We start from the raw sequence: 24,653 nt of genomic DNA, 5'->3' as shown, positions 1-24,653 counted from the left end.
TTGTATATTATTCAGCAATCCACTTGATAAAGTGAGCACCTTCTGCTGTCCAGATCTTGATCAAGTAGATACCTACAGGAAGTTGCTTTCGGCTCACAGGTATCCGATGTGTTCCTGATACAAAGAACTGACTATTGGTCTGTACCACTTTTGCCTGACTGGAGATTACCTGCCAAGATAGCTGTGTGCCTTTGGATAAGCTGACTTGCAAAGTAACACTCCCTTTGGAAGGATTTGGGTAAAGGAGCGGTTGCAGGAAATCCAGTTCGTCAAGCCCTCCAGTTACATAGTCGACAATAATGGTATTGCTAAAAGGACTCTCATTGCCCGATGCATCAACCGCTGTCACAGCAAAGTTGATATACCCCTTTATATTATTGGAATAGGAAAAGCTAGTGGAATTGTACTCACCTGCCAAGGTATAGTCTTGTGCTACAGCATTAGCAATAGGGGAGTAATACAGGCGGTAGGCAACCACTTCATCGTCACAGCCTTGAGCAATTTCAGTATTGGCAATAAAAGAAATAATATCCCCATCCCGAGTGGACTCAATCACAGGAGGGCAGGGAGGTACCGCTTCCAGTATGGTGTCGGCTATCACCAACGAGTGGTTGGGAAGCATAATAGGCTGTTGATTATAATTGCCCTGTATAGATAAGTAATAATTATATACCTGACCTTCTGCCAATGGCTGGTTGAGTGCACTGCCATTATCGAAGTAATGGTTGGAGATACTTCCTTTTACACTATCCATCAGGACAAAGCCATTATCCACTCCTTGCTGTTGTCGGTATATATAATGTGTCAGTGTGGTATCAGTAATGCTCCAAGGTACATCCATTTCCCAAAGCAGCTCAATGCCATCTTGAGCTGGAACGGACTTCAGATTTACCTGTGAGGCGGTAGGGGTGGTCAAAGCCAAGGTGCCATTGGCATATACCTCAACCCAGTAATGGGATAGCTGTTCTTCCGTATTGGATTGGTCTACAAATAGTGTGTCGTTTTCCTGTAGGTTGCTGGCAATTGCTGTCGGGTTTTGCTTGCCATTTAAACCTTCTCCACGGTATAAAGTATAGGTAATAGGTTTAGCCAAACTTCCATCATTTGTTTTTGTCCAAGTTACTTGCACCTTTCCATTTTCAGAAGCAGGCTCTAAGGTACTAACCTGTTGAATAATAGTATGGGGAGGAACAAAAGCAGAGGCAGGTTCAGAAGCGACACTGATTCCCCCTTTGGGTTTTTTAAAGGTGGCATAAATCCGGTAGCTGTACTCTGCGCTTTTGTAAGTAGTTAGGTCTGTATAAGTGGCTTGATTGGCATTGACCTCTGCTATCTTCTCGTAACCGCTACTCTCTGGAATCCCACCCTTGCATTGGTGATCAAATTGTACAGCGCCTTTTCTGCGGTAGATATGAATTTTATCAGCATTGGTTAAGTCATAGGCATTCCAATCGAGTTGAACGCTACCTGTAACCTGATCCGTCTTGGCTGTAAGTGCTTCAGGTGCTGGAGCCAGTACTTTTACTCGCCATGATTTTGTGCTTCCTAACTGCAATTGCCAGTTTTGTTCAAAATTGTTAAGGTAAGGATAGTCGAGTACCTGAAATGAAAATTGGTATGGTTGAGACCGGATATTCTCAATGTTTATCTGTGCATTGAAAATAGCGTTTTGTTGATGATAAACAGTAGTTTGTTGAACTTCCATTGTCGCTCCTCCAACAATTGGGTTAGCAACTAATGAGACATCAACAGCATCCAAAGAAGGGGTAAACGTACTAGAACAGTCTTGATTATTGTCTTTGCCTACTATCAACCCTTCCAATATTTGTCCTGCAACAATGCAAGTGTCATTAGGAATGGTGATTTCAGGTCGGATATTTAGATGGTCAGTAACAATAATTTGCATATCCATATTTACAGAACCAATCTTGACTCCTTCCCGCCATTCATCCACAAAGAAAGCAACATTGTATTCGCCTACTTCATTTGGTGTATCCCATACCAAGTCACCAATTATTGGGTCAATATAAAATTGTCCCTCGGAAGTACAGTCTTCTTGTTTACCTATCCAGTTTTCGCTAGCGTCATTCAGGAAACGGTAATTTTGGACAGGTAGGTCTTTTCCCTGTTTACATACTGTTAGTCTGTATGAAAGACTGTCACCATCGGTATCAAATGCACCAGGGTTATATCGATAGGTTTGATTTATCCTTGCTTTAATAGTAGGTGGAACCAATAATATTGGGGAAGAGTTTGTTTCAATTAGGTGATTTATTTCAAAAGTGGACTCTATATAAAAGGGAACATTTCCAGACTTATCCATATTTTTTATAAAGTTGTTTCGATTTCTTTCAAAATAGGATATGCCAAAACTCCCTTCATTGGTGAAGGTGTGTTCCACTTCATACTTTAAAACTTCAGTATGTCTGCTATCAATAAACCCTAATGATTGAGGCATCACGTAGGTAGGGTCAGATCCATCTCCAAAACTAATAAGCCCTTCACCAGCAGGGATTCCAGTGACATCTCTATATAAGGTGACACTTACTAGGTAAGTCAAATTAGTGCTGTTGTCTTTTTTGCTAGCAGTGAGATACCCGGCTCTAATATGGGTAGCAAAAGTATGGGCAGTTAAACATAATAAGAGTAGCATAAAGCCCAAAGTAGCTTTAATAAAATAGGTTGTAGACATAGTTAAGTTGGTTTTAGTATCCCTTCAAAAAATAACATCCAAAGGTAAGAAGATTTTGATTTTCTAAAGGCTTTTAGGAAGAGGTATATCTTGTATGACCTTTTGTCGAACTGAAGATAATTACGTGAGTAAGTGCAACAAGAATTTTGAATGTGTGATTGAAAGAAAAGAGTATCCTAATGATGCCGAATTTAAGGCAAAAGAATCACCGTTCGTGAAATACGGTGATGCCATAAGGGGGGCATAGCCTATCTTAGCGTAGATAATGGTGAAATAAAATGACGCTTGGCAGTTTTAGGCACGCAGAAATACACACGCTTGCTTTGAGGAGCGTATCTCTGGAGTGAATTTTTGAGGAAGGGAAGGAGAAAGGTGAAGCAAATCGCGCCACTTCTCTTTTAGCAGCTTGACACAATGGGCATGCCGAGTAGGCTGAATAGGTTTGTCGTATAGTGAATAGAGGCTTTTTTGACGGAGTCGGAATAAGTGGATCCTTTCTTGTTTTCTACGAAAATAATGGTCTTGCCAATCTGAATGCCACGCAATATAGCCTCTCCAGTAGGGTAGCTGATTTTTTCTTGGGTGAAGGTCGGGAATGGCAATCGCCCTGCGGCAGGATGCCTTTACAAAAAGTCTTCCCTGATAAAGTTGTTGTGCCTGAACAGGATGGTACTCTCCCTTGTATATATTTCGCTTGACCTCACGGCTTATCGTAGAACGATGTACCCCCAATTGTTTGGCAATGGCAGAGAAGGAGTGTCCGGCTTTTAACAGCAAGGCAATAGCAAAACGTTGGGACTGGCTGAGGTGGCGGTACATTTTTTAGGAGTGAAAATAATGGGTTTACATTAAAATAGGCAGAAAGCTGTGGATATCAAAAGATAAGCTACTCCTTCAATTCTAATGATTTGGTGTTTAATAATGTAACACCCAAAATGTAACGTGAACGATGGATTATGTCGCCCTTTCAGGGCTTAAAAAATAGTTTCCCATGACGATGGACTAAAAGTCCATCGCTGATATATATTGTCCCTTCGGGACTTTTGCCTTGAAAGGGTAAAATATAATAGCGATGGGTTTTACCGCGCGTGCAACAGCATCGAAACGGGCAACGAGATAACTCCGGTTATTTAGTACATCTTAATTAATCCATCTCCATAATTAATGCGAGTTAGAATTTCCCTAAATATTTAGCTCATTTATAGACATCTCTGATTTATGCTAAATCTTCCTGCTGAAATATATTTTAGCAGATGTGAGGTTTGGGCACAAAAAAGCCTTGATACATATGGGTGTGTCCCGTATCAAGGCAATCGAATTGGAGTAGGTAGCTAAAGTTTATGGAGCAACAAATGCTTGACCGTCAAAGGTCACTGTGCCGCTGCCCAGATTTCCTGTTACCACATAATCGTTGAGGTAGGTCAGGACGCCCTGCTTTACCTGTGCTACAATAGCCTCATTGGCTTTTAGTTCAGCATTGTCCCTGATAAAGTCCAAGCCACCAATGCTGCGAGTCAGCAATCTGTTTACCTCTCCAATTTTGTAGGTTACACCCATCAGTTCGTGCTCAAGGTCTTCCTTCTTTTGTGCATCCTGTTCAGTAGCAATGTCTTCTTGCAATGTTTCCTGTTGGTTCAGCAAAAGCTTTTTACGGTCTTCCAGCTCTTGTTTTCGCTTTAGGTCTTTGAGTTCCTGAATGTCCGATGCGTCAGCTTTTACGCTTAGTCCACGGATCCATAAGGATACATCATCTGCAAATTTCTGGGCTCCTGTGATGTTGGATGCAAACAGGCTGTAGTTTTCTGTTTTGAAAATCTCAGCTAGGCTGTATTCACTTGGGGCAATTGCCATAAGTTAGTTTTTTAAGGTTAAATAAATTGTTGTTACCTATAGTGGTTAGGATAGGTGTCGGTTTCCATATCCTATCCGAAATTATTTAGAAGTTAATAACTGTTGCTATCCAAGTACAGAGGCTTGTAAGAAAGGATACAAACTTTGCTTTTATCGCAGCTGGTCAGTAAAAGGATTTATCCCACAATCATCCCTGTTTTTTCTTTTCTCCTACTAAGGCATTACTTATTTTCACTAGACCTTCAATGCACTCAATATGAGTAGCCTCACTTTGCAATTAATCATTTCTTTTACCCATATCGCAGCTGGTCAGTAAAAGGATTTATCCCACAATCATCCCTGTTTTTTCTTTTCTCCTACTAAGGCATTACTTATTTTCACTAGACCTTCAATGCACTCAATATGAGTAGCCTCACTTTGCAATTAATCATTTCTTTTACCCAAATAAATAACCTCTAAACAATCATGAAAGCGATTCAAGTATCCAAAGCTGGTGGACCTTTTGAACTGGTAGACCGTGAAATTCCTAAACCCAAAGCTGGTGAAGTGCTGATTAAGGTACAGGCATGTGGCATCTGCCACAGTGATATGTTTGTCAAGGAAGGAGGGTTTCCTGGTCTGGAGTATCCTCGTATTCCCGGACATGAGGTAATCGGTACGGTCGAAAGTGTTGGAGAAGGTGTAAACCTATGGAAGAAAGGACAGCGAGTGGGTGTGGGTTGGCACGGCGGTCATTGCCATGAGTGTGAGCCATGCCGTAGTGGTGACTTTATCAATTGTCAGAATGGTAAGGTAACCGGAATTTCCTTTGATGGTGGGTATGCTGAGTATATGACTGCTCCTCAGGAGGCAGTTGCTTCAGTACCTGATGAACTGGATGCGATGGAAGCGGCACCTTTACTTTGTGCAGGGATTACCACCTTCAATGCCTTACGTAACTCAGGGGCAAAAGGAGGTGATGTAGTGGCTGTACAAGGAATTGGAGGCTTGGGGCATCTGGCTATTCAGTTTGCCCATAAGATGGGGTTCAAGACGGTGGCAATCTCCGGCAGCGACAGCAAAAAAGATTTGGCTAAGGATTTAGGGGCAGCTGTCTATATCAATGCTGGAAAGGAAAACCCTGCGGAGGTGTTACAGAAATTGGGAGGCGCTGCTGTAATCCTTGCGACAGCCCCTAATGGAAAATCCATCTCTCCTTTGGTAGACGGTTTGGGAATCAATGGTAAGATTGTGGTGGTAGGAGCTGGTATGGAACCGATGGAGATTTCTCCATTGCAACTGATTATGGGTAGGAAGTCTGTGGGTGGTTGGCCAAGCGGGCATGCCAAGGACTCTGAGGATACGCTGAACTTCAGTGCGCTCACAGGTGCCAAGGCAATGATTGAGACTTACCCTTTGGAGAAAGCAGAAGAAGCTTATAAGAAAATGCTCGAAAACAAGGCAAGGTTCCGTGTTGTTCTGAAGATAAGCTGATTTAGGGCAACAGAGAGACCAGCCGTGGTATCTCTGTTGCCTTATGTTTTAGTCTACCGAGATCTGATACTTTTCTAACAGCCCTTTCACGCCATCTAGCGAGAAACGGGCTTTTTTGATATTGTTTTGTTCAGGATCAATGCTGTAGTTGAGCGCATTCCTGAAGTCCGTCTCACTTAGGTTGGTATAGGAGAAGGTCGCCTTCTCAAAATCAGACCCATTGAAACTTGACCTTGTGAGTTCAGCGTCCGAAAAGTTAGTCTCTTGCAGCTTACAGTTGAGGAAGCGTGTCTTCTTGATCTTTAGCCTTTCGAAGTTGGAGTAGTTAAGATCGCATTCGGCAAAGGAAAAGGAGAGCAGAAAAGGATTACACACTGTAAAGTGTATGCCAATCATCTTGCAGCGGTTGAAGTTTACCTGGTTCAGGATGGTTTGTGTGAGTTTTACCATGCTGAGATTGCAGTCTTCAAACAGGCAGTCAATAAATGTAGCTTTGGAAAGATCCATTTCTGTCAGGTCACAGTTGCTGAATGTACAGTCTTCAAATTCGGACCCTGAGAATTCATGTTCTGGAAAATTAGCTGGTGTGAATTGTTCTTCAGTGTAACTATGCATGTTTATGGGTGATTTCCGTTTGTTAGAATTGGAAAGATAATGAAAATGTAGAGGTAAACCCGAAGGGTCATTTTCAAAATATCTCACTTTATAGCAAAGATCATTTCTTAGCGTTTGTCAGTTTGTACCTTTACCTATCAACAAAAATCAAAGACAGGAAAATAATATGAAGGCGATATTTAACTGGAGCGGAGGCAAGGACTCATCTTTGGCACTGTACAAGACATTGCAAAGCAAGAAATACGAAGCGCTGATGATGCTCACTGCTATGAGTGAAGAATATGAACGTATTTCTATGCATGGTGTCAGGGGAAGCCTGCTCAGGCAACAGGTGGCGCAAATCGGACTGCCGCTGGCTACTTTGCAATTGCCTACAACATTGAGTATGGAAGAATACGACAAGCAGTTGGCGAAAAAAATGCAGGGCTTTAGGGACGATGGTTTTACCCACTCTGTCTTTGGTGATATCTTTTTGGAAGACCTCAGGCAGTACCGTGAAGACAAACTGGCACTGGTTGATATGAAAGGTGATTTCCCGCTCTGGAAAATCCCGACTGACAAGCTGATGGATGAGTTTCTGGACTTAGGCTTTAAAGCGGTGGTGGTTTGTATCAATGGCAGCAAGCTGGACAAATCTTTTGCAGGCAGGGTAATCGACCGTGATTTTGTGAAGGACTTGCCGAAGGATGTCGATGTATGTGGTGAAAATGGAGAATACCATTCGTTCGTATTTGATGGACCTATCTTCAATAATCCTATTCCTTATGAAATTGGGGAGACGGTACATAAGTCTTACAAAAAAGAAGAAGGAGACGAGATACATAAGGAGTGGCAGACGGAATTTTATTACACTGATATACTACCTGTTACAGAAACAGTGTAAACAGATCAAGGAGATATCTGTTAGCATGTAAGAACCGTAGGTCATAGCCACGTGATTATTGATAGATCATTAAAATTAAACCAAATGAAAGTCCATAACCTAAGAGGAACATTTACACTGCACAATGGTATTGAGATGCCTGCACTTGGTCTGGGAGTCTTTAAGGCGGAAGATGGAGAAGAGGTGATCCAATCTGTCAAGTGGGCATTGGAACATGGTTACAGAAGTATTGATACAGCATCCATTTACCAAAACGAAGAAGGGGTAGGGGAAGGAATGCGCCAAAGTGGTGTGAAACGTGAAGAAATTTTCCTGACTTCAAAAGTTTGGAATGCAGATCAGGGATACAATTCTACCTTGACCGCTTTTGATGAGAGTCTTGAGCGATTGGGGACAGATTACCTTGACCTTTATCTGGTACACTGGCCCGTAAAAGGAAAGTTTACGGAGACCTGGAGGGCTATGGAGTCACTTTACAAGGACGGAAGAATTCGTGCCATAGGGGTCAGTAACTTTCTAAGGCACCAATTGGAAGAGGTCATGGATAATGCCCAAGTGATACCAATGGTTAACCAGATCGAGTTCCATCCATACTTGCAGTCACCTAGGTTGGTCGAGTTTTGTGAGCATCACCGTATCCAGCTGGAAGCTTGGGCACCTCTGATGCAGGGGGCTGCTTTTGAGGTGAAAGAATTGGTGGCATTGGCTGACAAGTACAAGAAAACAGTGCCTCAGATCGTATTGAGATGGAACCTGCAGCGTGGTATTGTGACGATACCAAAATCGGTGAAAGAAGAAAGGATTATCAGTAATGCAGCCATATTTGACTTTGAACTTACAGAAGCGGATATGGAGCAGATCAATTTGTTGGATCGTGGCAGAAGAATTGGTCCTGATCCTGATAATTTTGATTTTTAGTCGCTAGAGACAAGCACATAGAAAAAAAGGCTTGGCCTACGGAGTTAACGTAGTGCCAAGCCTTTTTTGTTTTATATCTAATGTCTAGAGCATCTGGCTTCAGACATCAATTCTCTTACTTGTAAATCTTAGCCTTGCTAAGTGCTCTCTGGTAGCGGTTGGCATTGTTGATATGCTCACGGTGAGATTCAGCAAAGTTATGGTAACCTGAGAAATCCTCCTTGGCGCACATGTAGATATATTTGTGCTTCTCCATATTCAGTACTGCATCAATAGACTGGATATTGGCAATGTTGATTGGGCCAGGAGGCAATCCAGTGTGCTTGTAAGTATTGTAAGGTGAATCTACCTCAAGGTCTTTTGTCAGGATTCGTTTTTTAGTGAAATCTCCAAGAGCATAGACTACGGTAGGGTCAGATTGCAACAGCATGTTACGGTTCAGGCGGTTCATATACAGACCAGCTACTCTTGGCTTTTCGTCACCCTTGATTGTTTCTGCTTGTACAATAGATGCAAGCGTCGTAACCTGAAGTGGAGACAGGCCTAACTTTTCAGCCTTTGCTTTTCTGTCTTTTGTCCAGAACTGCTCGTACTCATACTTCATACGCTCCAACAGTCCGTTTACATCAGTGTTCCAATACAGCTCATAGGTGTTAGGGATAAACATACTTCTGACAGAAACTGTATCAAACCCTAGTTTTTGAACTACTTCAGGGTTGGTTACCGCTGCCATAAATGCTTCAGGTGTACATCTAATGTTTTTGGTAATTACTGGAGCTAGGTCTTCTAGCGTACGGGCATGACTGAAGGTCACTTTAACAGGTTGTTGCAAGCCAGAGCGTAAAACACTTACCGCTTCACGGTTGGTCATATCTCTTTTCAGCAGATAACGACCAGGCTTAACATTGTCATTGTAATGCATGAGCTTGCTGACAAAGCGAAATGAAACGATGTCGTTTACATATTCGTGCTTTACCAGTGAGTCGGTTACATCCTGAATGGTTGCGTTTTCAGGGATAAATAATATGCCTTCGTCCTGTGTCGTCATAATATTGGGGGTAAACATGGTTTGATACCCGTAAACAATCACAGTAATAGCCAAGGCAGAAATACCAATAAAAATATAGATCAGTCTTTTAAATCTTTTGTTCATTGTGTGTGCCAGTTTCTTTCTCTCTTGTAAGGGAGTAACCCAAACTTTTTTACAATTGTTGCAATAATAGGTCTACCTGTACGTAAATCCTTGCCAAAGTTTTTAAAAAAATCATAAAATCTCTTTCCCATACAATAAAATACCAAGCACCCAAAGTTCCGAGTGCTTGGTATTTCTGTTATAGTCAAGAATGTAAACCTTAATCCAGTTGCAGGTAAACACGGTTACCTTTTCCGATTCGTACGCCTGGAGCAATGGACTGCTGCTTGACACGCCCTTTGCCATTGGCTGTAACCACAAGACCTTTATTTTCGAGCAAGTACAATGCATCTCGAAGGCTCATACCTTTGACATCAGGCATGATCCCTTCACCTGTATAATTGTCTTCCCATCTGATAGTGTCTCCACTAACGCGTGTACGTACCCAATGTTTGGTGTTTTGGGCTTCTTGAGTCAGGTTAAAGGCTTCTGTAATCAGGGCAAGATCCTGATAGTTGCCTGCCTGAATATATGGCAATGACTCCGGCTGACGGGCATTGTACTGCAATGACTGTGTCATGGTGCGGGCAATAACCATATCCGATATTTTACGGAATACAGGAGCACAAACATCTCCACCGTAGTGAGCTGAACCACCCGGCTCATCAATAGCGACGAAACAAGTGTAACGAGGCTTGTCAGCAGGGAAGTACCCCACAAATGAGGTGTAGTAATTTTTGGTGTACTTACCGTTGATTACCTTTTGAGTAGTACCTGTTTTTCCTGCAATGCGATATTCGTCTGTATAGATGTTTTTGGCTGTACCACGTTCTACAACCCCTTCCATCATTTTTTGGATCAGTTGTAGTGTGCGGTCAGAACAAAGCTGTTTGTTCAGTGTCTTTGATTCAAACTCTTTGGTTGGTTTATGTCCTTCCAGAATTTTCTTCAAGATGATAGGCTCAATCATTTTACCCTTGTTGGCTACGCCATTAATAAACGTCAGCATTTGTAAAGGCGAAAGCTGAAGCTCATATCCAATCGACATCCAAGGCAGGGAGCAACCACTCCAGTTCGGGTCACCTGGTCTACCGATAAAAGGTTTTCCTTCGCCAGCCATCTGGAAGTTTAGAGGTTCCGTTAGCCTAAATCTGTCAAGGTATTTGATAAATTGGTCAGGATTGTCCTGAAAATACCTGAAGATCAGTTTTGAGATACCGATGTTGGATGATTTTTCAAATGCCTGTTGAACGGATAGCTTTCCGTAGCCGTAAGGAGAGGAGTCTCGCATGATACAGTCTTCATAGAACTCGTAACTGCCATCACCTGTACTGATTGAGTCAAAAAGGCTGATAGAGGATTCGGCTTCTTCCAGTAGCGCCATCATAGAGGCTACCTTAAAGGTAGAACCAGGTTCCACTTTTCCTTGTACGGCATAATTGAAGTCCTCAAGGTATTCGCCTGTACCGCTTCTGCCAAGGTTGACCATGGCTTTGATTTCACCCGTTTCTACTTCCATCAGAATCAAGCAACCATAGTTGGCCTGATTTTCCTTGAGTGTTTGCAACAATACGTTATTACAAAACTCTTGGTATTCTATATTGATGGTTGTCTGTAGATCCAATCCATTCTCGGATTGTAGTGGGTCGTCATCGTTGAGAGGTTTCCATCTGCCACCCGAAATTCTCTGGTAAAGTGCCTGACCATCTATTCCTGCCAGTTCAGCGTTGTATGTGATTTCCAGTCCACGACCTGTCTTTTGTCCTTCGTCATCTTGATGGAGGAAACCGATTGTTCTTCTGGCCAAGTCTTCAAAAGGTCTGAAACGTTTCTCTGTCTTTTCAAAAATCACCCCTCCGTCAATTCTACCTTCCCTGAAGATAGGCCAAGTAGAAATGATTTTTTTGTCTTGGTGCTTAATTAGCTTTCCACTTATAATCTTGTACTGACGCTTGTTGCTACGGGCTTCAGAGATAGTGCGTTTATATTCAGCTGCGCTTTTTTCTCTAAAGAAGTTGGCAAGCAATATACTGAGTGAGTCAATGCCTTGGTTGAATACACTGTCTTCAGCTACAGTAGGGTCAATTGCCAGCTTGTAGAAAGGGATGGAAGTAGCCAATAAGCTTCCGTCATCTGAAAGGATATTGCCTCGGGTGGCTTTTACTTTTCTGAACTGTAAACCACTCTCTTCGGCAATTTTACGCCACTTGTCTCCATTCACAAACTGAATGTCCACCATCTTGACGACGATGGCAGCAGCCACTACAATGACGCCCAAGAAGGCGATCCTTACCCGAGTTAATATGGAGTTTCTTATTCCAGCCAATGTCTCTTGTCAGTTTTAGTTTTAAAAATGATGGATGTTTAAATCAAGCCTTCTGGTTTATTGTTCAAGGTCGTCAACTTCAATGACAACAGGAGGTTTGTTGCTGTCTATCAGTCCCATCTTCTTGACCTTCTCAGCAATTTTTGAGCGCTTGCTGGCATTAATGAAGTCATACTTGAGTGTTTGGTAATCCACCCGCATCAGTTCTACTTCCTTTTGCATCTTGTTGATGCGGTGATGGAGCTTTTCGGCCCTGAAAGTATTGGCAATATAGATAATGCCCAAAAATGTGATGAAAATGAGGTAGGGCATGTACTTGAAGGCAGAGATATTATCTACACGTACACCCAAACCCATTTTTTCTACCATTTGGGTGAGTTTACTGACTTTCGGTTCCTTGGGTGGTTGCTTGTAGGTGTTTGTTTTCATGGTCCAAAAAGGGTCAAGTATAGTTTATTGCCAACTCCTGAAAAGGATTTGTAGCAGCAAAGGTTTTCGCTTCACTGCTACAGAATAGGTTATATTTTTTCCGCGATACGTAATTTGGCACTTCTAGCACGGCGGTTGGTTCCGATTTCTTCTTCCGTAGCGATCACCGGCTTGCCAGTAACAGGTTTTAGAGGGCGTATCAGGTTGCCATAGAAGTCTTTTTCTTGTTTGCCTTCAAAATTACCAGTCTTGATAAAGTTCTTGACAAGACGATCTTCCAGTGAATGGTAAGACATGACCACCAATCTGCCACTCGGACGTAGTACATCAGAAGCTTGTTGCAGCATTTCTTCCAATACCGTTAGCTCATCATTGACTTCAATCCTGATAGCCTGAAACAGCTGTGCAAAATATTTATTTTCCTTGCCACGTGGAGCGCAGTTGGATAGCACATTCATTAGGTCACCAGTTGTGTTGATATCCCTGTTGTTACGTTCTCTGACGATGGTTGCAGCTACCTTGCCAAAGTTTTTCAGTTCTCCATAGAGCTTGAAAATCTTGCGTAGTTGTGTTTCGTCATAATCGTTGATCACATCTTTGGCACTGATGCCTGTACCTTGATTCATTCGCATATCCAACTCAAAATCACCTCTGGTAGAGAAGCCTCTTTCCACCTTGTCAATTTGATGGGAAGAAATTCCTAAGTCTGCAAGAATGCCATCTACTTGTGGGTGACCGTGCAACTTAAGGTATCGCTTCAGGTTTCGGAAGTTGGAAGCCACAAAAATGAGATTCTCATCATTCATGGCATCTGCATTCAGTTTCGCATCCTGATCCTGATCAAAAGCAATCAGCTTGCCTGTAGTAAGTTTGTCCAAAATAGCTTTTGAGTGACCGCCTCCCCCAAAAGTGACATCCACATAAACTTTTTCTGGTGATATATTTAGTCCCTCCAGGCACTCCTGAAGCATAACTGGTACATGATACATAGTAACCGTGTTTGTATTAAGCTCTTGACTGTGGCAGGGCATTTCCCTGTTGCTTTTATTGAGCTTGTTGATGATTTCTTTTCTCCACTCCGAAACTGTCCAATGGACAGGACGGACCACACTTATCTATGCAAAGTTAAATTGATTCGCAAAATGGTCAAATAGTGAAGGGATCTTCATGCCAAAAGCAGGGCAAGTAATTACCATAAAACATCTAAAAATCACCTTTTTTTATGGTTAAGTGGTTGATTTGTAGGTGTTAATGATTTGAATAAAAAATGTGCAATTCTGAAACCTTTCTTTGGTACAAAAGATTATCCACGTAAACAATTATTAAGGTTATCACTTTTTTATGATTGATCTCGTGCCTTTAAACTAACGAACAGACCTACCAAAAATATGGCTTTTTGCATGGTGTGTGAACTCTACATTTATAAGGAAATAGAAGAATGTTGCTATATAAGAGTGCTTTATTGAGAGATGATTTAGTAAGTGTATTTTGGTTGATAAAGTACCAATGCTATTTAGAATAGTTCAAAATAAGTGATTTATGAGCAATATTATTGTATGATGCTAATTCCGGATATAATTTTGGGCCACAAAATTGAGATTGCTAATAATTTTTTTTAAAAACTTAAAACAACGCAAAAAACTGTATGAGTTGGCTAACAAGGACGCTAAGTAGTTCAGTCGGTAAAAAATTACTGATGGCTACGTCGGGAATCCTGCTGATCGTATTTTTGATCGGACATTTGGCGGGTAACTTACAGCTTCTGATGAATGATGGAGGAGAGGCTTTCAATAAGTATGCGCACTTCATGTCTACGAACGGTGGAGTGCAGATTACTGCTTGGGCATTTAAGCTGTTTTTCGCCGTCCATATCATTTGGGCAGTAATTCTGACAATCAACAACCGTAAGGCGAGAGGACCTCACGCGTATGCAAAGTCAAAGAACAGTGCTAGCTCGTGGGCATCTGCAAATATGGGTCTGCTTGGATCACTGATCTTTGTATTTCTGGTAATCCACCTGGCGCAGTTCTGGGGTAGAGTACACTATGGCTCAATGCCAGAAGTATCTTACGCAGGCTTCAATGGAGGTAGCCCAGTAAAAGACCTTTACTTGGTTGTAATGGAAGCATACCAAAGCCCAATGTGGGTGGCGCTGTATGTAATCTCTATGGCAGTATTGGCTTACCACCTGTGGCATGGCTTCGCTAGTGCTTTCCAAACGTTGGGTGTAAACAACAGCAAGTACACACCAATCGTGAAGCTGTTGGGTTACGGTTATTCAATCGTAGTTCCTGCACTTTTTGCCATCATCCCGGTGGTGATGATGGCAATGGGAAAATAATGACACAGAAAATAGGTGGTTAAAAGTATTGTCTCTAATTACAAATAAGATATGACGCTGAACTCAAAAATACCTGCAGGCCCATTGGCAGAAAAATGGGACAAGCACAAGTTTGAGACTAAGCTTGTGAACCCTGCAAACAAGAGAAAGTTTGACATTATTGTAGTAGGTACTGGTTTGGCTGGTGCTTCGGCAGCAGCTTCTCTGGCTGAACTTGGTTACAATGTAAAAGCTTTCTGCTTCCAGGATTCTCCACGCCGTGCCCACTCAATTGCGGCACAGGGTGGTATCAACGCTGCAAAAAACTATCAGAATGACGGTGACTCAGTATTCCGTCTTTTCTACGATACAATTAAAGGTGGTGACTACAGAGCACGTGAAGCAAACGTTTACCGTTTGGCTCAGGTATCTGTAAACATCATTGACCAATGTGTAGCGCAAGGTGTTCCTTTCGCTCGTGAGTATGGTGGACTTTTGGCAAACCGTTCATTCGGTGGTGCTCAGGTATCCCGTACGTTCTATGCAAGAGGTCAAACAGGGCAGCAGTTGCTGTTGGGTGCTTACTCGGCACTTTCAAGACAGGTAAGCACAGGTAAAGTAAAACTTTACTCAAGAACTGAGATGCTGGACGTTGTGAAAATCGACGGACATGCAAAAGGTATCATCACGCGTAACTTGGTTACAGGTGAGATCGAATCTCATGCAGGTCATGCTGTACTGCTTTGTACGGGTGGTTACGGTAACGTATTCTTCCTGTCAACCAACGCAATGGGCTCTAACGGTTCAGCTGCTTGGAGAGCATACAGAAGAGGTGCTTACTTCGCAAACCCTTGTTACGTTCAGATTCACCCTACTTGTATTCCTGTATCGGGTGATCACCAGTCGAAACTGACACTGATGTCAGAGTCACTTCGTAACGACGGTAGAGTTTGGGTACCAAAAGACGCTGCTAAGGCAAAAGGTCTTACAGCAAAAGAAGCGGCTAAGCTTCCTGAGTCAGAAAGAGATTACTACCTGGAAAGAAGATACCCTTCATTCGGTAACTTGGTACCTCGTGACGTGGCAGCACGTAACGCGAAGTACGTATGTGACGAAGGAAGAGGTGTCGGTTCAACTGGTTTGGCTGTATTCTTGGATTTTGCCGACGCTATCAAGCGTGACGGCAAAGAGACTATCTCTCAGAAATACGGTAACCTATTTGACATGTACATGCAGATCACGGATGATGATCCTTACAAGGTTCCGATGATGATCTATCCTGCGGTACACTACACGATGGGTGGTCTTTGGGTGGATTATAACCTGATGACGACTGTTCCTGGTCTGTTTGCTTTGGGTGAGGCTAACTTCTCCGATCACGGTGCTAACCGTTTGGGAGCTTCTGCATTGATGCAAGGTCTTGCTGACGGATACTTTGTGATTCCTTACACAATTGGTGACTACATCGCTTCATTGCCATTGGGTAAGAAAGTGGACGTAAGCGATCCTGCATTTAAGCAAACTGAGCAAGAAGTACAGGAGCGTATCAACAAGCTGTTGAGCATCAACGGTAACCGTACACCTGATGATCTGCACAAAGAACTTGGTAAGATCATGTGGGAGTACTGTGGTATGTCTCGTAATGCTGAAGGTCTTCAGAAAGCAAAAGGTCTTGTTCAAGAGCTGCGTAAGCAATTCTGGACAGATGTGAAAGTAATCGGTGCCAATGAAGAAATGAACATGACGCTTGAGAAAGCGCTTCGTGTGGCAGACTTTATGGAGCTGGCAGAGTTGATGATCGACGATGCTTACAACCGTAATGAGTCATGTGGTGGTCACTTCCGTGAAGAGTACCAAACTGAAGAAGGTGAGGCACTCCGTAACGATGATGATTACGCTTACGTGGCAGCTTGGGAATACACTGGTGATGACCAGCCTTCTAAGCTGAACAAAGAAGATCTCGTATTCGAGAACGTTAAACTGACTCAAAGAAGCTACAAATAATCTAGGAAGGAGGAATTATGTCTGAAAAATTGATGAACCTTACCCTGAAGATCTGGCGTCAGGCTAGCAACAACGCAAAGGGTAAATTCGAGGAATATAAAGTAGAAGGCATTTCTGAGCACATGTCTTTCTTGGAAATGTTGGACGTACTGAACGAGCAATTGCTCGAATCAGGTAAGGATCCTGTACATTTTGACCACGATTGCCGTGAAGGTATCTGTGGTATGTGCTCGCTGTATATCAACGGCAAGCCTCACGGACCTAAAGATGCGATTACGACATGTCAGTTGCATATGCGTTCGTTCAAGGATGGTGACATCATCGTAATTGAGCCTTGGAGAGCAGCAGCTTTCCCTGTGATCAAGGACGTGGCTGTTGACCGTTCTTCATTTGACCGCATCATGCAGGCAGGTGGTTACGTATCAGTGAATACAGGTGGTGTGCCAGATGCCAACGAGATTGCAATTGCTAAGCCGATCGCAGATGAGGCAATGGATGCAGCTCAGTGTATCGGTTGTGGTGCTTGTGTGGCTGCTTGTAAGAACGCATCAGCAATGCTGTTCACTTCAGCGAAAGTATCTCAATTGGCACTGCTTCCACAAGGTGAGGCTGAGCGTAAGAGACGTGCTTTGGCAATGATCGAGCAACACGACGAAGAAGGCTTCGGTGCATGTACCAACACTGGTGCTTGTGAGGCGGAATGTCCGAAGGAAATTTCGATCACGCACATTGCAAGACTGAACAGAGAATTCAGAAGAGCAGCCTTCTCAGGGTCAGAAGCTTAATTTTCCGTTAATAACGGAATCCTTAATAAATCCCTGTAGCCGAATGGTTGCAGGGATTTTTTTGTTGTTACCGTGCCAACATTGATATAATTGAAAAAAATATCAAAAAAATTATATATCTATTAGGAGATTGTTTACCTAGAATTAATTTCGCAATAATAAAATATTGAAAAAGATCTATTAAATAAGTTACGAATTGTAACAAAGCTGAAACTCAGTAAGAAGATCTTGTTTCAATCAGGAAACTAATGTTGAAGAAGTTGATCACAGACCTTCTTTTAAGACTTAGATCGAGCAAAAAAGTAACGTCATATGAATTGGTTTAGGAAAATGGGAAGAAAGCGCTTGGAGCAGATAACCAAATTCAATTACAAGCCAGCTATTTGGGTTCCAAAACCCGAAGAGGGACGGCGTTTTGTGGTTGGAGATATACACGGTTGCTCTAAGTCGTTCAAGCAACTTCTGAAAAGAATCGATCTCAATCATAACGATCAACTGTTTCTGTTGGGAGACCTGATCAATAAAGGTCCCAGAAGCAAAGGAGTGGTCAAGCATGTTGTGAAGTTGAGAGAAAAAGGCTTTCAGGTGTATTGTGTACGGGGTAATCATGAGGAAGCACTGATAAATGATATCATCCAGATGAATGGTAGCCTTTCATTTCGGTACAGTCATTTATTCAAACTGCTGGATAAAGACAAAAAGCTGAAGAGGCGTTACCTGAAGTTTTTCTATAGCATGCCTTACTATATAGAACTGGACGATTTCTTTTTGGTACATGCAGGCTTTAACTTGAATGCCTCCACGCCGCTCAGAGACTTCGAGTCTATGACGACGGTACGTAACCTTGAAAATAAAAGATATTTGACGCTGGACGCCTTAAAATCGAAACACGTGCTGGTAGGCCATACACCAACCTACATGGGCCATATTGAGGAGGCTGTAGCCTTACAGCGAAAGGTGATTCCATTGGATAATGGTTGTACGCTGGCAGGTAAAAAGATTTATTTCGGCAACCTGCTTTGTCTGGAAATAGACGGATGGAAACTCTATAAGCAGCCTTGTATTGATTGATAAGCTTTTGGATGGCATTCATAAAAAATCCCTCAAGGAATCCGAGTTCCTTGAGGGATTTGTCATTTAAGGGCAATAGTGACTAAAAACAAAAAACCTTACCGACAAAGTCAGTAAGGTTTCTATTCTTTAATAACCCAAAAACTATTTCTCATTGCTGCTTTCACTAACTTATACAGTTAACATTATCTTTACCCTACTATATTTTTTCTTAGAAATGTTATTTTTAATCTTATTATCATTTTTTAATAATATTTGATATTGAAATTATGACACAAATATCGGCCTTAGGAAGGGTTTTTAGGGAGTTTTTTATCGCTGTGAAGCAATATTTGACGGTTTTAGGGTTCATCGGAAAAAATCAGCTTTCAGGATATATTCTTAAAGCAGCCTTGATGGCATTCCTGACTTTTTCAATTATTCTGGTAGGGGCTGTTGTAGCAGGGAACGCATTACATGGTATGGTTGGAGAGATTGATGCAGTACATTTTGAGAATGAATTGCTGAATACCATTCTGTATTGGGTGACTTACTTGCTTATCATGTTGCCGTTGGTGTTTGTGACCTTATTGCTGTATAAGTCAGTATTTCAGGCGGTACTCGCACCGATGTTAGGAAAAGTGGTAGAGAAGGTACTTTCCGTTAAAACGGGAAGGGAAATCAAGCCGTCCATTAGTGTAGGGAATAGCCTGAAGGGATTTTGGAAGATCGCATTGCCCAATGTGTTTAAGGAGTTGCTGCTGCTAGGTGTTTTGTTTGTAGTAGGATGGGTGCCTTTGCTGACAATTGTGGCAGGCCCGCTGATGTTTGTTGTCTCAAGTTATTTCTTGGGAGCATCAAGTCTTGATTTGGTGAATGAAACGTTGGAAGTGGATTTTGAGGAACGAAAGAAAGAAGCAGGACGTCACTTCGGATATGTATTGGGAAATGGAGCGGGCTTTATGTTACTGTTTGCCATTCCGATACTAGGTACTTTTACAGCGCCTGTTATTTCTGTTATCACTGCTGCGATGGGTTATGACAAGCTCAATAGGGAGGACTCCTCAAACTAGACTGAAGATAAAAACAAAGCCCTCAACAAATGCTGTTGAGGGCTTTTTCAATATCTGCTAACTTAACTAAGTATAGTTCTTAGATCGTTACGATTGTGTCTTCCAAAGATTTTCTAACCTTCTTCATATGCTGGAAGCTGTCATCTTCAGCACGGATGCCGATAGGCAGTACCAATACAGAAGCCAGACCTTTTTCTTTCAGTCCCAAAATCTCATCATATTTTTCAGGAATGAAGCCTTCCATTGGGCAAGCATCTACGTCAAGCGTAGCACAAACAGTCAGTAAGTTACCCAATACGATATAAGCTTGCTTAGACATCCATAGTGCTTTGTCCTCAGCTGACAGGCTGTTGACAGTACCTAGCATTGTGTCCTTGAAACCTGCTACTGCATCAGCAGGAATGTTTCTTGTATTTACAATATTGTCAATATAAGCTTCAACGTGTGCAGGCGTCATATCTGACTGACGAGCAATTACCAGTAGGTGAGAAGCATCTTTGACTTGCATTTGTCCCCATGAGTGCTCCACCAGTTGTTCACGTACCGCAGGATCGTTTACAACTACGATGCTCCAAGGCTGTAGGCCGTAAGATGAGGCTGTCAGTGTTGCAGCTTCAAGGATTGTATCTACTTTATCTTGTGGAAGCTTTTCAGTGCTGAATTTCTTTGTAGCGTATCTCCAGTTAAGTTTTTCAATTACGTTCATGTCAGTTTGTCTTGTTGTGTGGTCTTCAAAAATACTCCATCACGGAAGCCTAAAGGGTAGTGATGTTGTGTTTGGTATGCAAATGTATAAAAATCCTAATACTTTACATGTAAACAATAACACTCATTGATTAAAAGTGTTTGAACATGCCCGAAAAAAAATCTCGTTCATCAAAGCTTCGTTGAGAATTCACATTCAGCTAATACCGTTATTCTGATCTGTACGTATTTTAGATATTGGATAACAACCCGCTATAAAGTGTGAGGAAAGTGGGCTCCTGTTACTAGTGTTACCCCAATCAATTATCAACTTTAAACAGAAAGGCCATGAAAAATAGAATGTATGTCCTGCTGGCGCTGTTAATTGTAAAAGTAGTATTGGTTACTATCTATATGTAACCATTAGCATCTCTTCCGACAGCCATTAAAACACAAAAAAGTTCAAACAAAAAAAGCAGGTCTAAAAGACCTGCTTTTTATTCTCCACAAATAACTATCTTTTACAGAATCGTTTAAGATTCAATGTTTTACTCTTTATACAAGTTCCTAACACTTTACCCTACCAAAGTCATCAAAAAAAAATGATATCAGTTAGGGAATTTGTGCAATCGAGCCTTCAATTGTGAAATTACTTGGAGATAGAAATATCACTTTTTTAAGACCTTCTACTTTATAAGAGTTTAAGTGTGACGCTTGGTCAAATGTCATAACAAGGTTCTTCTCGAAGGTAAAGAGCATATTGTCTTCCAAAAGCTTTATCCTTACCTCTTTCAGTTGGTCACCATCTCTGATAACATCAACTTGTTGAATTTCAAGATTCTTTTCAATAGCGGAATAAGTAGTTTTATTTGATGACTTTTCTACCTGATAACTTCCTCTTAGTACCGGCTTGTTCAGGTCGGTTTCCACAAAAAGGGTTAATTCTTTCTGCCAGTCAACTTGCTTAACCTGAGTAGTCTCATGTTGGCCATCCAGCCAAACTTCCTTATTGACCGTCGCTTTGTTGCTTTCAAGGTAATCGATCTGTGACTGTACCAGCTTTACAATGTCAAAGTAGTTGGTTTCCTGATAAGTAGTGCTTTCAGGATTGGTACAGCCTCCAGCTATAGCTGCGATAAATACCAAAAAATAAAAATGCAGATGCTTCATATATCTTCGTTGTTGAATGTTCAAGGGGCAAATGTCTTGAAATCCGTTGAAAATGCGAGGAGCAAAAGCAGCTTAATTCCAAATTATTTCAGTCACCTTTCCTGCTATATAGACAGTCGTCCGTTGTGCTTTTCTTGGTTTGTTGACTTTCATTTTCCCATCGTGTGTTCTTAAGGTTTCTTGCCTGAAGACGTTGGAAGATGACTTCTTGTGGAATAAGACTGCTGACACGTCTTCCATATTGCCCGTTTGTATCGTTACAGATTCACTTCCCTTTGAAACCTTGATTTCATTGTGATTGTTTGCTTCTTCACCATCCAAAAGTGATAAAGCCCTGCTCGCTTGCGGTACACCATAACCGACATAGTTGTTGCCGTAAGGGTAGAGCTGTGATGATTCTTCGATTACCCTGAATATTTCGGCAGCATCTGCTTCAGGCTTGTATTGCATCAGGCAGGCAGCAAACCCTGTGATAACTGGCGCTGAAAAGGAAGTGCCGAAAAGTGAGAAACAAGAGACATTTGGTTTGATATAAGGTAAGAAAGAAGGTCCTGTACTGCTGTAACCGGCTTTAAGTCCCATTTCATTTGTAGCACCTACTGACAATACATGTTGGGCATCCGCAGGGGCTGAAAGTACTTCCCAGCGTGGGTCATTACCCTCATTTCCAGCAGAAACAACGATGAGCATTCCTTTTTCCTTGGCTGCAATATCAGCCGCTTGGGTGATCATGGTAGTCTTGCCATCCATTTGCTTAGGCTTGTAATTCTCATTTGGGTCATCGAACCCAAGTGCATAACCCAATGACGTATTGACCAGCCTGACACCAAGGCTGTCCATCCATTCCAGTGCTTCTATCCAATAGTCTTCTTCTCCTCTGAATTCCTTGTCACCGTGATCGGTTCTTGCTAGGAAAAACTTGGCTTTATCAGCCAACCCATATCGCATCTTGCCTTGCTTTTTACCAGCAATCATGCGCATGACAGTAGTACCATGACCATCTGAAGAGGTCATTTTATCATTGAAAAATGCATCAGGATCAGCATCGTCTACCCAGTCCTTGTAACCTAGCACCCGACCTTCCTCGAATATATCTATCAGGTAATCATTTTCGGGGGCTTGCCAGAAACCAGCATCAATAATACCAATGGTAACACCTTCGCCATTCAAGTTGTGCTGCTCAAAAGCGGAAGCATCCATCTGCTCTAGGGCCGTTCCATACTGTATCTCACGAAAGAAATCGGCAGCCAAGGGCTGAAGTTTTATGCGACCGTCAACTGCCTGAATTTTCTCTACGAAAGGCAGGTGTTTGACTTCTTTGAGTTCTTCTTCGGTAAGGACAGCAGTTACAGCATTAAACCATTTTGATTTGCAGATGGGATCAATACCGATTTTGGTCAGGGATTGGGTGTAGTTTTGGTCAATAGGCAGATCACGCCAGTTTTCCATGCTTGGAGATGTCTTGGCAATTTCATCAGTGGTAACCGTGTTTTTGTCTGTAAAATAAATCCAATACTTGGTCTGACTAAATGCAGGGTTGGCTGCCATAAACAGTAAGCCTGCCAAAAGGTATACTAGATTTTTCATGTAATAGTGTTTTCCCTTGTCAAGGTTATTATATGTGTTGGTGTTATTAGAACAGTTTTCAAGCCAAAAAAAAGGTAGTGTGCCTGCTAATATATTCAAAGATGTAAAATGTTAACTTCTGAATGATGAAAGAAAATATGTTTACTTACCGGTTTATAGATTGTATTAATAAATTTACATTTAAATTGCTTTTAACAAGGCTATAAGTGAAAAATTCCTTTACAAGTACTAAAAATATCGCTTCAAGGAAAGATGCAGATTATTTTCTGTTATAACATTTAGAACTATTCATTGAAACAGTAGCAACACAAACATGAGGTACGACAAAATTGATCAGAGACTTTTTGTAGAAAACCGTGAAAGGTTTATCAAGAAACTGAAGCCAAATAGCATTGCTGTATTCAATTCATCGGATATCCAGCCAACTAATGCAGATGGTACCAGACCTTTCAAGCAGCATTCGGATATTTTGTATTTGAGTGGCATTGATCAGGAAGAAACAATTCTGTTGATCAACCCAGATGCAAAAGACAAAGCTCATAAGGAAGTGTTGTTTGTAAGGGAAACCAACGAAGAAATTGCGATTTGGGAAGGGGCCAAACTGACCAAAGAACAGGCAAGGGACATTTCAGGAATCCAGACGGTTTACTGGCTGTCAGAATTTGACAGGGTATTTACAGCATTAGTGTTTGAGGCAGAATACATTTACCTGAATACCAATGAACACCTGCGTGCCGATACAACTGTAGAAACAAGGGATGACCGATTTAGGGAACGTTGCATGAAGCAGTTTCCATTGCATAAGTATGAGCGTCTGTCTCCGATTATGCACCACCTGCGTGCTGTAAAATCACAGTTTGAGATTGACCTGCTTCAACAGGCTTGTGACATTACAGAGAAAGGCTTTAGAAGGCTTTTGGACTTTGTAAAGCCGGGTGTTTGGGAATATCAAGTAGAAGCTGAACTGGTACATGAGTTCCTTTACAACCGCTCAAAGGGTTTTGCCTATGAGCCAATTATCGCTTCCGGTTACAATGCATGTGTTTTGCACTATGTAGAAAACAACAAGGAATGTAAGGACGGTGACTTGTTGCTGATGGATGTGGGAGCTGAATATGCCAACTATGCAGCAGATATGACCCGTACCATTCCTGTAAGCGGACGTTTTACAGACCGCCAGAAGGCTGTGTACAATGCCGTGTTGCGAGTGATGAAAGGAGCAATGGATATGTTGGTGCCTGGTAATACGATTGATGAGTACCATAAGGAAGTAGGGGAGTTGATGACCAAGGAATTGCTGGACCTGAAACTGATCGACAAGACTGATGTTCAGAACCAGAACCCAGCTTGGCCAGCTTACAAGAAGTATTTTATGCACGGTACTTCTCACCACCTAGGACTGGATGTTCATGACTATGGTAATAAGTATATGAAGATGGAAGCAGGGATGGTGTTTACAGTAGAGCCTGGTATTTATATTCCTGGTGAAAGCATTGGTATCCGTCTGGAAAATGATGTGGTAGTACAGAAAGAGGGAAAAGTTGTTGACCTGATGGCTAATATCCCAATTGAAGCAGATGAGATTGAAGCGTTGATGAACAAGTAAGCGGAATATTAAGTGAATATGTCAATCTAGGAATTCTATGCAAAACTGTCAGATG

The 24,653-nt window shown here is 41.9% G+C and carries 20 protein-coding genes; 9 read left to right on the top strand and 11 right to left on the bottom strand.

The genetic code is table 11. The annotated features are described in order from the left end of the window. Positions 1–7 precede the first annotated feature (7 nt). The 3 genes from V6R21_RS21970 to V6R21_RS21960 all read right to left on the bottom strand — a co-directional run bounded on the left by V6R21_RS21970 (position 8) and on the right by V6R21_RS21960 (position 4,543). Complete coding sequence (locus tag V6R21_RS21970) at positions 8–2,692, bottom strand: T9SS type A sorting domain-containing protein (protein WP_334245691.1); 2,685 nt, start codon at positions 2,690–2,692, stop codon at positions 8–10. Between the two features lie 294 nt (positions 2,693–2,986). Continuing rightward, positions 2,987–3,511, bottom strand: a complete 525-nt coding sequence (locus V6R21_RS32430) for a helix-turn-helix domain-containing protein (RefSeq protein ID WP_408613045.1) — start codon at positions 3,509–3,511, stop codon at positions 2,987–2,989. Positions 3,512–4,030: 519 nt separating this feature from the next. Next, positions 4,031–4,543 carry a hypothetical protein gene (locus V6R21_RS21960; protein ID WP_334245690.1) on the bottom strand — a complete coding sequence of 171 codons (513 nt, stop codon included), beginning with the start codon at positions 4,541–4,543 and terminating at the stop codon, positions 4,031–4,033. A gap of 465 nt (positions 4,544–5,008) precedes the next feature. Here V6R21_RS21960 and V6R21_RS21955 point away from each other — a divergent pair, with 465 nt between their 5' ends. Continuing rightward, positions 5,009–6,016: an alcohol dehydrogenase gene (locus tag V6R21_RS21955; protein WP_334245689.1), complete on the top strand. Its 1,008-nt coding sequence runs from the start codon at positions 5,009–5,011 to the stop codon at positions 6,014–6,016. 48 nt (positions 6,017–6,064) lie between these two features. Here V6R21_RS21955 and V6R21_RS21950 read toward each other — a convergent pair whose 3' ends face one another. Further along, on the bottom strand, positions 6,065–6,631 hold the full coding sequence (locus V6R21_RS21950; protein ID WP_334245688.1) for a pentapeptide repeat-containing protein: 567 nt from the start codon (positions 6,629–6,631) through the stop codon (positions 6,065–6,067). Between the two features lie 166 nt (positions 6,632–6,797). On the opposite strand from V6R21_RS21950, the gene V6R21_RS21945 reads away from it, so the two are divergent. Then, positions 6,798–7,514, top strand: coding sequence for a Dph6-related ATP pyrophosphatase (locus V6R21_RS21945; protein ID WP_334245687.1), 717 nt, complete (start codon positions 6,798–6,800; stop codon positions 7,512–7,514). Between the two features lie 84 nt (positions 7,515–7,598). Then, complete coding sequence (locus V6R21_RS21940) at positions 7,599–8,432, top strand: aldo/keto reductase (protein WP_334245686.1); 834 nt, start codon at positions 7,599–7,601, stop codon at positions 8,430–8,432. A gap of 115 nt (positions 8,433–8,547) precedes the next feature. Here V6R21_RS21940 and mltG read toward each other — a convergent pair whose 3' ends face one another. The 4 genes from mltG to rsmH form a co-directional block, all read right to left on the bottom strand. After that, positions 8,548–9,585 carry an endolytic transglycosylase MltG gene (gene mltG / locus V6R21_RS21935; RefSeq protein ID WP_334245685.1) on the bottom strand — a complete coding sequence of 346 codons (1,038 nt, stop codon included), beginning with the start codon at positions 9,583–9,585 and terminating at the stop codon, positions 8,548–8,550. A gap of 199 nt (positions 9,586–9,784) precedes the next feature. Next, positions 9,785–11,890, bottom strand: a complete 2,106-nt coding sequence (locus V6R21_RS21930; protein ID WP_334245684.1) for a penicillin-binding protein — start codon at positions 11,888–11,890, stop codon at positions 9,785–9,787. Between the two features lie 57 nt (positions 11,891–11,947). Continuing rightward, positions 11,948–12,319, bottom strand: a complete 372-nt coding sequence (locus V6R21_RS21925; RefSeq protein WP_334245683.1) for an FtsL-like putative cell division protein — start codon at positions 12,317–12,319, stop codon at positions 11,948–11,950. Between the two features lie 89 nt (positions 12,320–12,408). Further along, positions 12,409–13,308: a 16S rRNA (cytosine(1402)-N(4))-methyltransferase RsmH gene (rsmH, locus tag V6R21_RS21920; RefSeq protein WP_334245682.1), complete on the bottom strand. Its 900-nt coding sequence runs from the start codon at positions 13,306–13,308 to the stop codon at positions 12,409–12,411. 656 nt (positions 13,309–13,964) lie between these two features. On the opposite strand from rsmH, the gene V6R21_RS21915 reads away from it, so the two are divergent. The 5 genes from V6R21_RS21915 (at position 13,965) to V6R21_RS21895 (ending at position 19,551) form a co-directional block, all read left to right on the top strand. Beyond that, on the top strand, positions 13,965–14,660 hold the full coding sequence (locus V6R21_RS21915) for a succinate dehydrogenase cytochrome b subunit (protein WP_334245681.1): 696 nt from the start codon (positions 13,965–13,967) through the stop codon (positions 14,658–14,660). Positions 14,661–14,711: 51 nt separating this feature from the next. Then, positions 14,712–16,643, top strand: coding sequence for a fumarate reductase/succinate dehydrogenase flavoprotein subunit (locus V6R21_RS21910; RefSeq protein WP_334245680.1), 1,932 nt, complete (start codon positions 14,712–14,714; stop codon positions 16,641–16,643). A gap of 32 nt (positions 16,644–16,675) precedes the next feature. Beyond that, positions 16,676–17,428, top strand: a complete 753-nt coding sequence (locus tag V6R21_RS21905; protein WP_334247593.1) for a succinate dehydrogenase/fumarate reductase iron-sulfur subunit — start codon at positions 16,676–16,678, stop codon at positions 17,426–17,428. Positions 17,429–17,740: 312 nt separating this feature from the next. Next, a complete protein-coding gene (locus V6R21_RS21900; protein ID WP_334245679.1) occupies positions 17,741–18,499 on the top strand; it encodes a metallophosphoesterase in 759 nt (252 codons plus the stop codon). A 269-nt stretch (positions 18,500–18,768) separates the two neighbouring features. Further along, a complete protein-coding gene (locus tag V6R21_RS21895) occupies positions 18,769–19,551 on the top strand; it encodes an EI24 domain-containing protein (protein WP_334245678.1) in 783 nt (260 codons plus the stop codon). 79 nt (positions 19,552–19,630) lie between these two features. On the opposite strand, the gene V6R21_RS21890 is transcribed toward V6R21_RS21895, so the two are convergent. From V6R21_RS21890 to V6R21_RS21880, 3 genes are all read right to left on the bottom strand, one after another. After that, positions 19,631–20,257, bottom strand: a complete 627-nt coding sequence (locus tag V6R21_RS21890) for an NAD(P)H-dependent oxidoreductase (protein WP_334245677.1) — start codon at positions 20,255–20,257, stop codon at positions 19,631–19,633. Positions 20,258–20,847: 590 nt separating this feature from the next. Continuing rightward, positions 20,848–21,405 carry a hypothetical protein gene (locus V6R21_RS21885; protein WP_334245676.1) on the bottom strand — a complete coding sequence of 186 codons (558 nt, stop codon included), beginning with the start codon at positions 21,403–21,405 and terminating at the stop codon, positions 20,848–20,850. A gap of 72 nt (positions 21,406–21,477) precedes the next feature. Then, on the bottom strand, positions 21,478–22,992 hold the full coding sequence (locus V6R21_RS21880) for a S8 family serine peptidase (RefSeq protein WP_334245675.1): 1,515 nt from the start codon (positions 22,990–22,992) through the stop codon (positions 21,478–21,480). A 313-nt stretch (positions 22,993–23,305) separates the two neighbouring features. On the opposite strand from V6R21_RS21880, the gene V6R21_RS21875 reads away from it, so the two are divergent. After that, positions 23,306–24,598, top strand: coding sequence for an aminopeptidase P N-terminal domain-containing protein (locus tag V6R21_RS21875; protein ID WP_334245674.1), 1,293 nt, complete (start codon positions 23,306–23,308; stop codon positions 24,596–24,598). Positions 24,599–24,653: the final 55 nt, after the last annotated feature.

This window comes from Limibacter armeniacum (assembly GCF_036880985.1).
Classification (GTDB): domain Bacteria; phylum Bacteroidota; class Bacteroidia; order Cytophagales; family Flammeovirgaceae; genus Limibacter; species Limibacter armeniacum.
Note: the sequence above shows the minus strand (reverse complement) of the source record. Positions and strands in the feature narration are given on the sequence as shown.

What these genes read in the sequence shown, in the direction of transcription:
- V6R21_RS21880 (WP_334245675.1), bottom strand. Translation starts at nt 22,992, where the DNA reads ATGAAAAATCTAGTATACCTTTTGGCAGGCTTACTGTTTATGGCAGCC.
- mltG (WP_334245685.1), bottom strand. Translation starts at nt 9,585, where the DNA reads ATGAACAAAAGATTTAAAAGACTGATCTATATTTTTATTGGTATTTCT.
- V6R21_RS21900 (WP_334245679.1), top strand. Translation starts at nt 17,741, where the DNA reads ATGAATTGGTTTAGGAAAATGGGAAGAAAGCGCTTGGAGCAGATAACC.
- V6R21_RS21910 (WP_334245680.1), top strand. Translation starts at nt 14,712, where the DNA reads ATGACGCTGAACTCAAAAATACCTGCAGGCCCATTGGCAGAAAAATGG.
- V6R21_RS21875 (WP_334245674.1), top strand. Translation starts at nt 23,306, where the DNA reads ATGAGGTACGACAAAATTGATCAGAGACTTTTTGTAGAAAACCGTGAA.
- V6R21_RS21940 (WP_334245686.1), top strand. Translation starts at nt 7,599, where the DNA reads ATGAAAGTCCATAACCTAAGAGGAACATTTACACTGCACAATGGTATT.
- V6R21_RS21950 (WP_334245688.1), bottom strand. Translation starts at nt 6,631, where the DNA reads ATGCATAGTTACACTGAAGAACAATTCACACCAGCTAATTTTCCAGAA.
- V6R21_RS21885 (WP_334245676.1), bottom strand. Translation starts at nt 21,405, where the DNA reads ATGAAGCATCTGCATTTTTATTTTTTGGTATTTATCGCAGCTATAGCT.
- rsmH (WP_334245682.1), bottom strand. Translation starts at nt 13,308, where the DNA reads ATGTATCATGTACCAGTTATGCTTCAGGAGTGCCTGGAGGGACTAAAT.
- V6R21_RS21895 (WP_334245678.1), top strand. Translation starts at nt 18,769, where the DNA reads ATGACACAAATATCGGCCTTAGGAAGGGTTTTTAGGGAGTTTTTTATC.
- V6R21_RS21915 (WP_334245681.1), top strand. Translation starts at nt 13,965, where the DNA reads ATGAGTTGGCTAACAAGGACGCTAAGTAGTTCAGTCGGTAAAAAATTA.
- V6R21_RS21955 (WP_334245689.1), top strand. Translation starts at nt 5,009, where the DNA reads ATGAAAGCGATTCAAGTATCCAAAGCTGGTGGACCTTTTGAACTGGTA.
- V6R21_RS21905 (WP_334247593.1), top strand. Translation starts at nt 16,676, where the DNA reads ATGAACCTTACCCTGAAGATCTGGCGTCAGGCTAGCAACAACGCAAAG.
- V6R21_RS21960 (WP_334245690.1), bottom strand. Translation starts at nt 4,543, where the DNA reads ATGGCAATTGCCCCAAGTGAATACAGCCTAGCTGAGATTTTCAAAACA.
- V6R21_RS21970 (WP_334245691.1), bottom strand. Translation starts at nt 2,692, where the DNA reads ATGTCTACAACCTATTTTATTAAAGCTACTTTGGGCTTTATGCTACTC.
- V6R21_RS21945 (WP_334245687.1), top strand. Translation starts at nt 6,798, where the DNA reads ATGAAGGCGATATTTAACTGGAGCGGAGGCAAGGACTCATCTTTGGCA.
- V6R21_RS21925 (WP_334245683.1), bottom strand. Translation starts at nt 12,319, where the DNA reads ATGAAAACAAACACCTACAAGCAACCACCCAAGGAACCGAAAGTCAGT.
- V6R21_RS32430 (WP_408613045.1), bottom strand. Translation starts at nt 3,511, where the DNA reads ATGTACCGCCACCTCAGCCAGTCCCAACGTTTTGCTATTGCCTTGCTG.
- V6R21_RS21890 (WP_334245677.1), bottom strand. Translation starts at nt 20,257, where the DNA reads ATGAACGTAATTGAAAAACTTAACTGGAGATACGCTACAAAGAAATTC.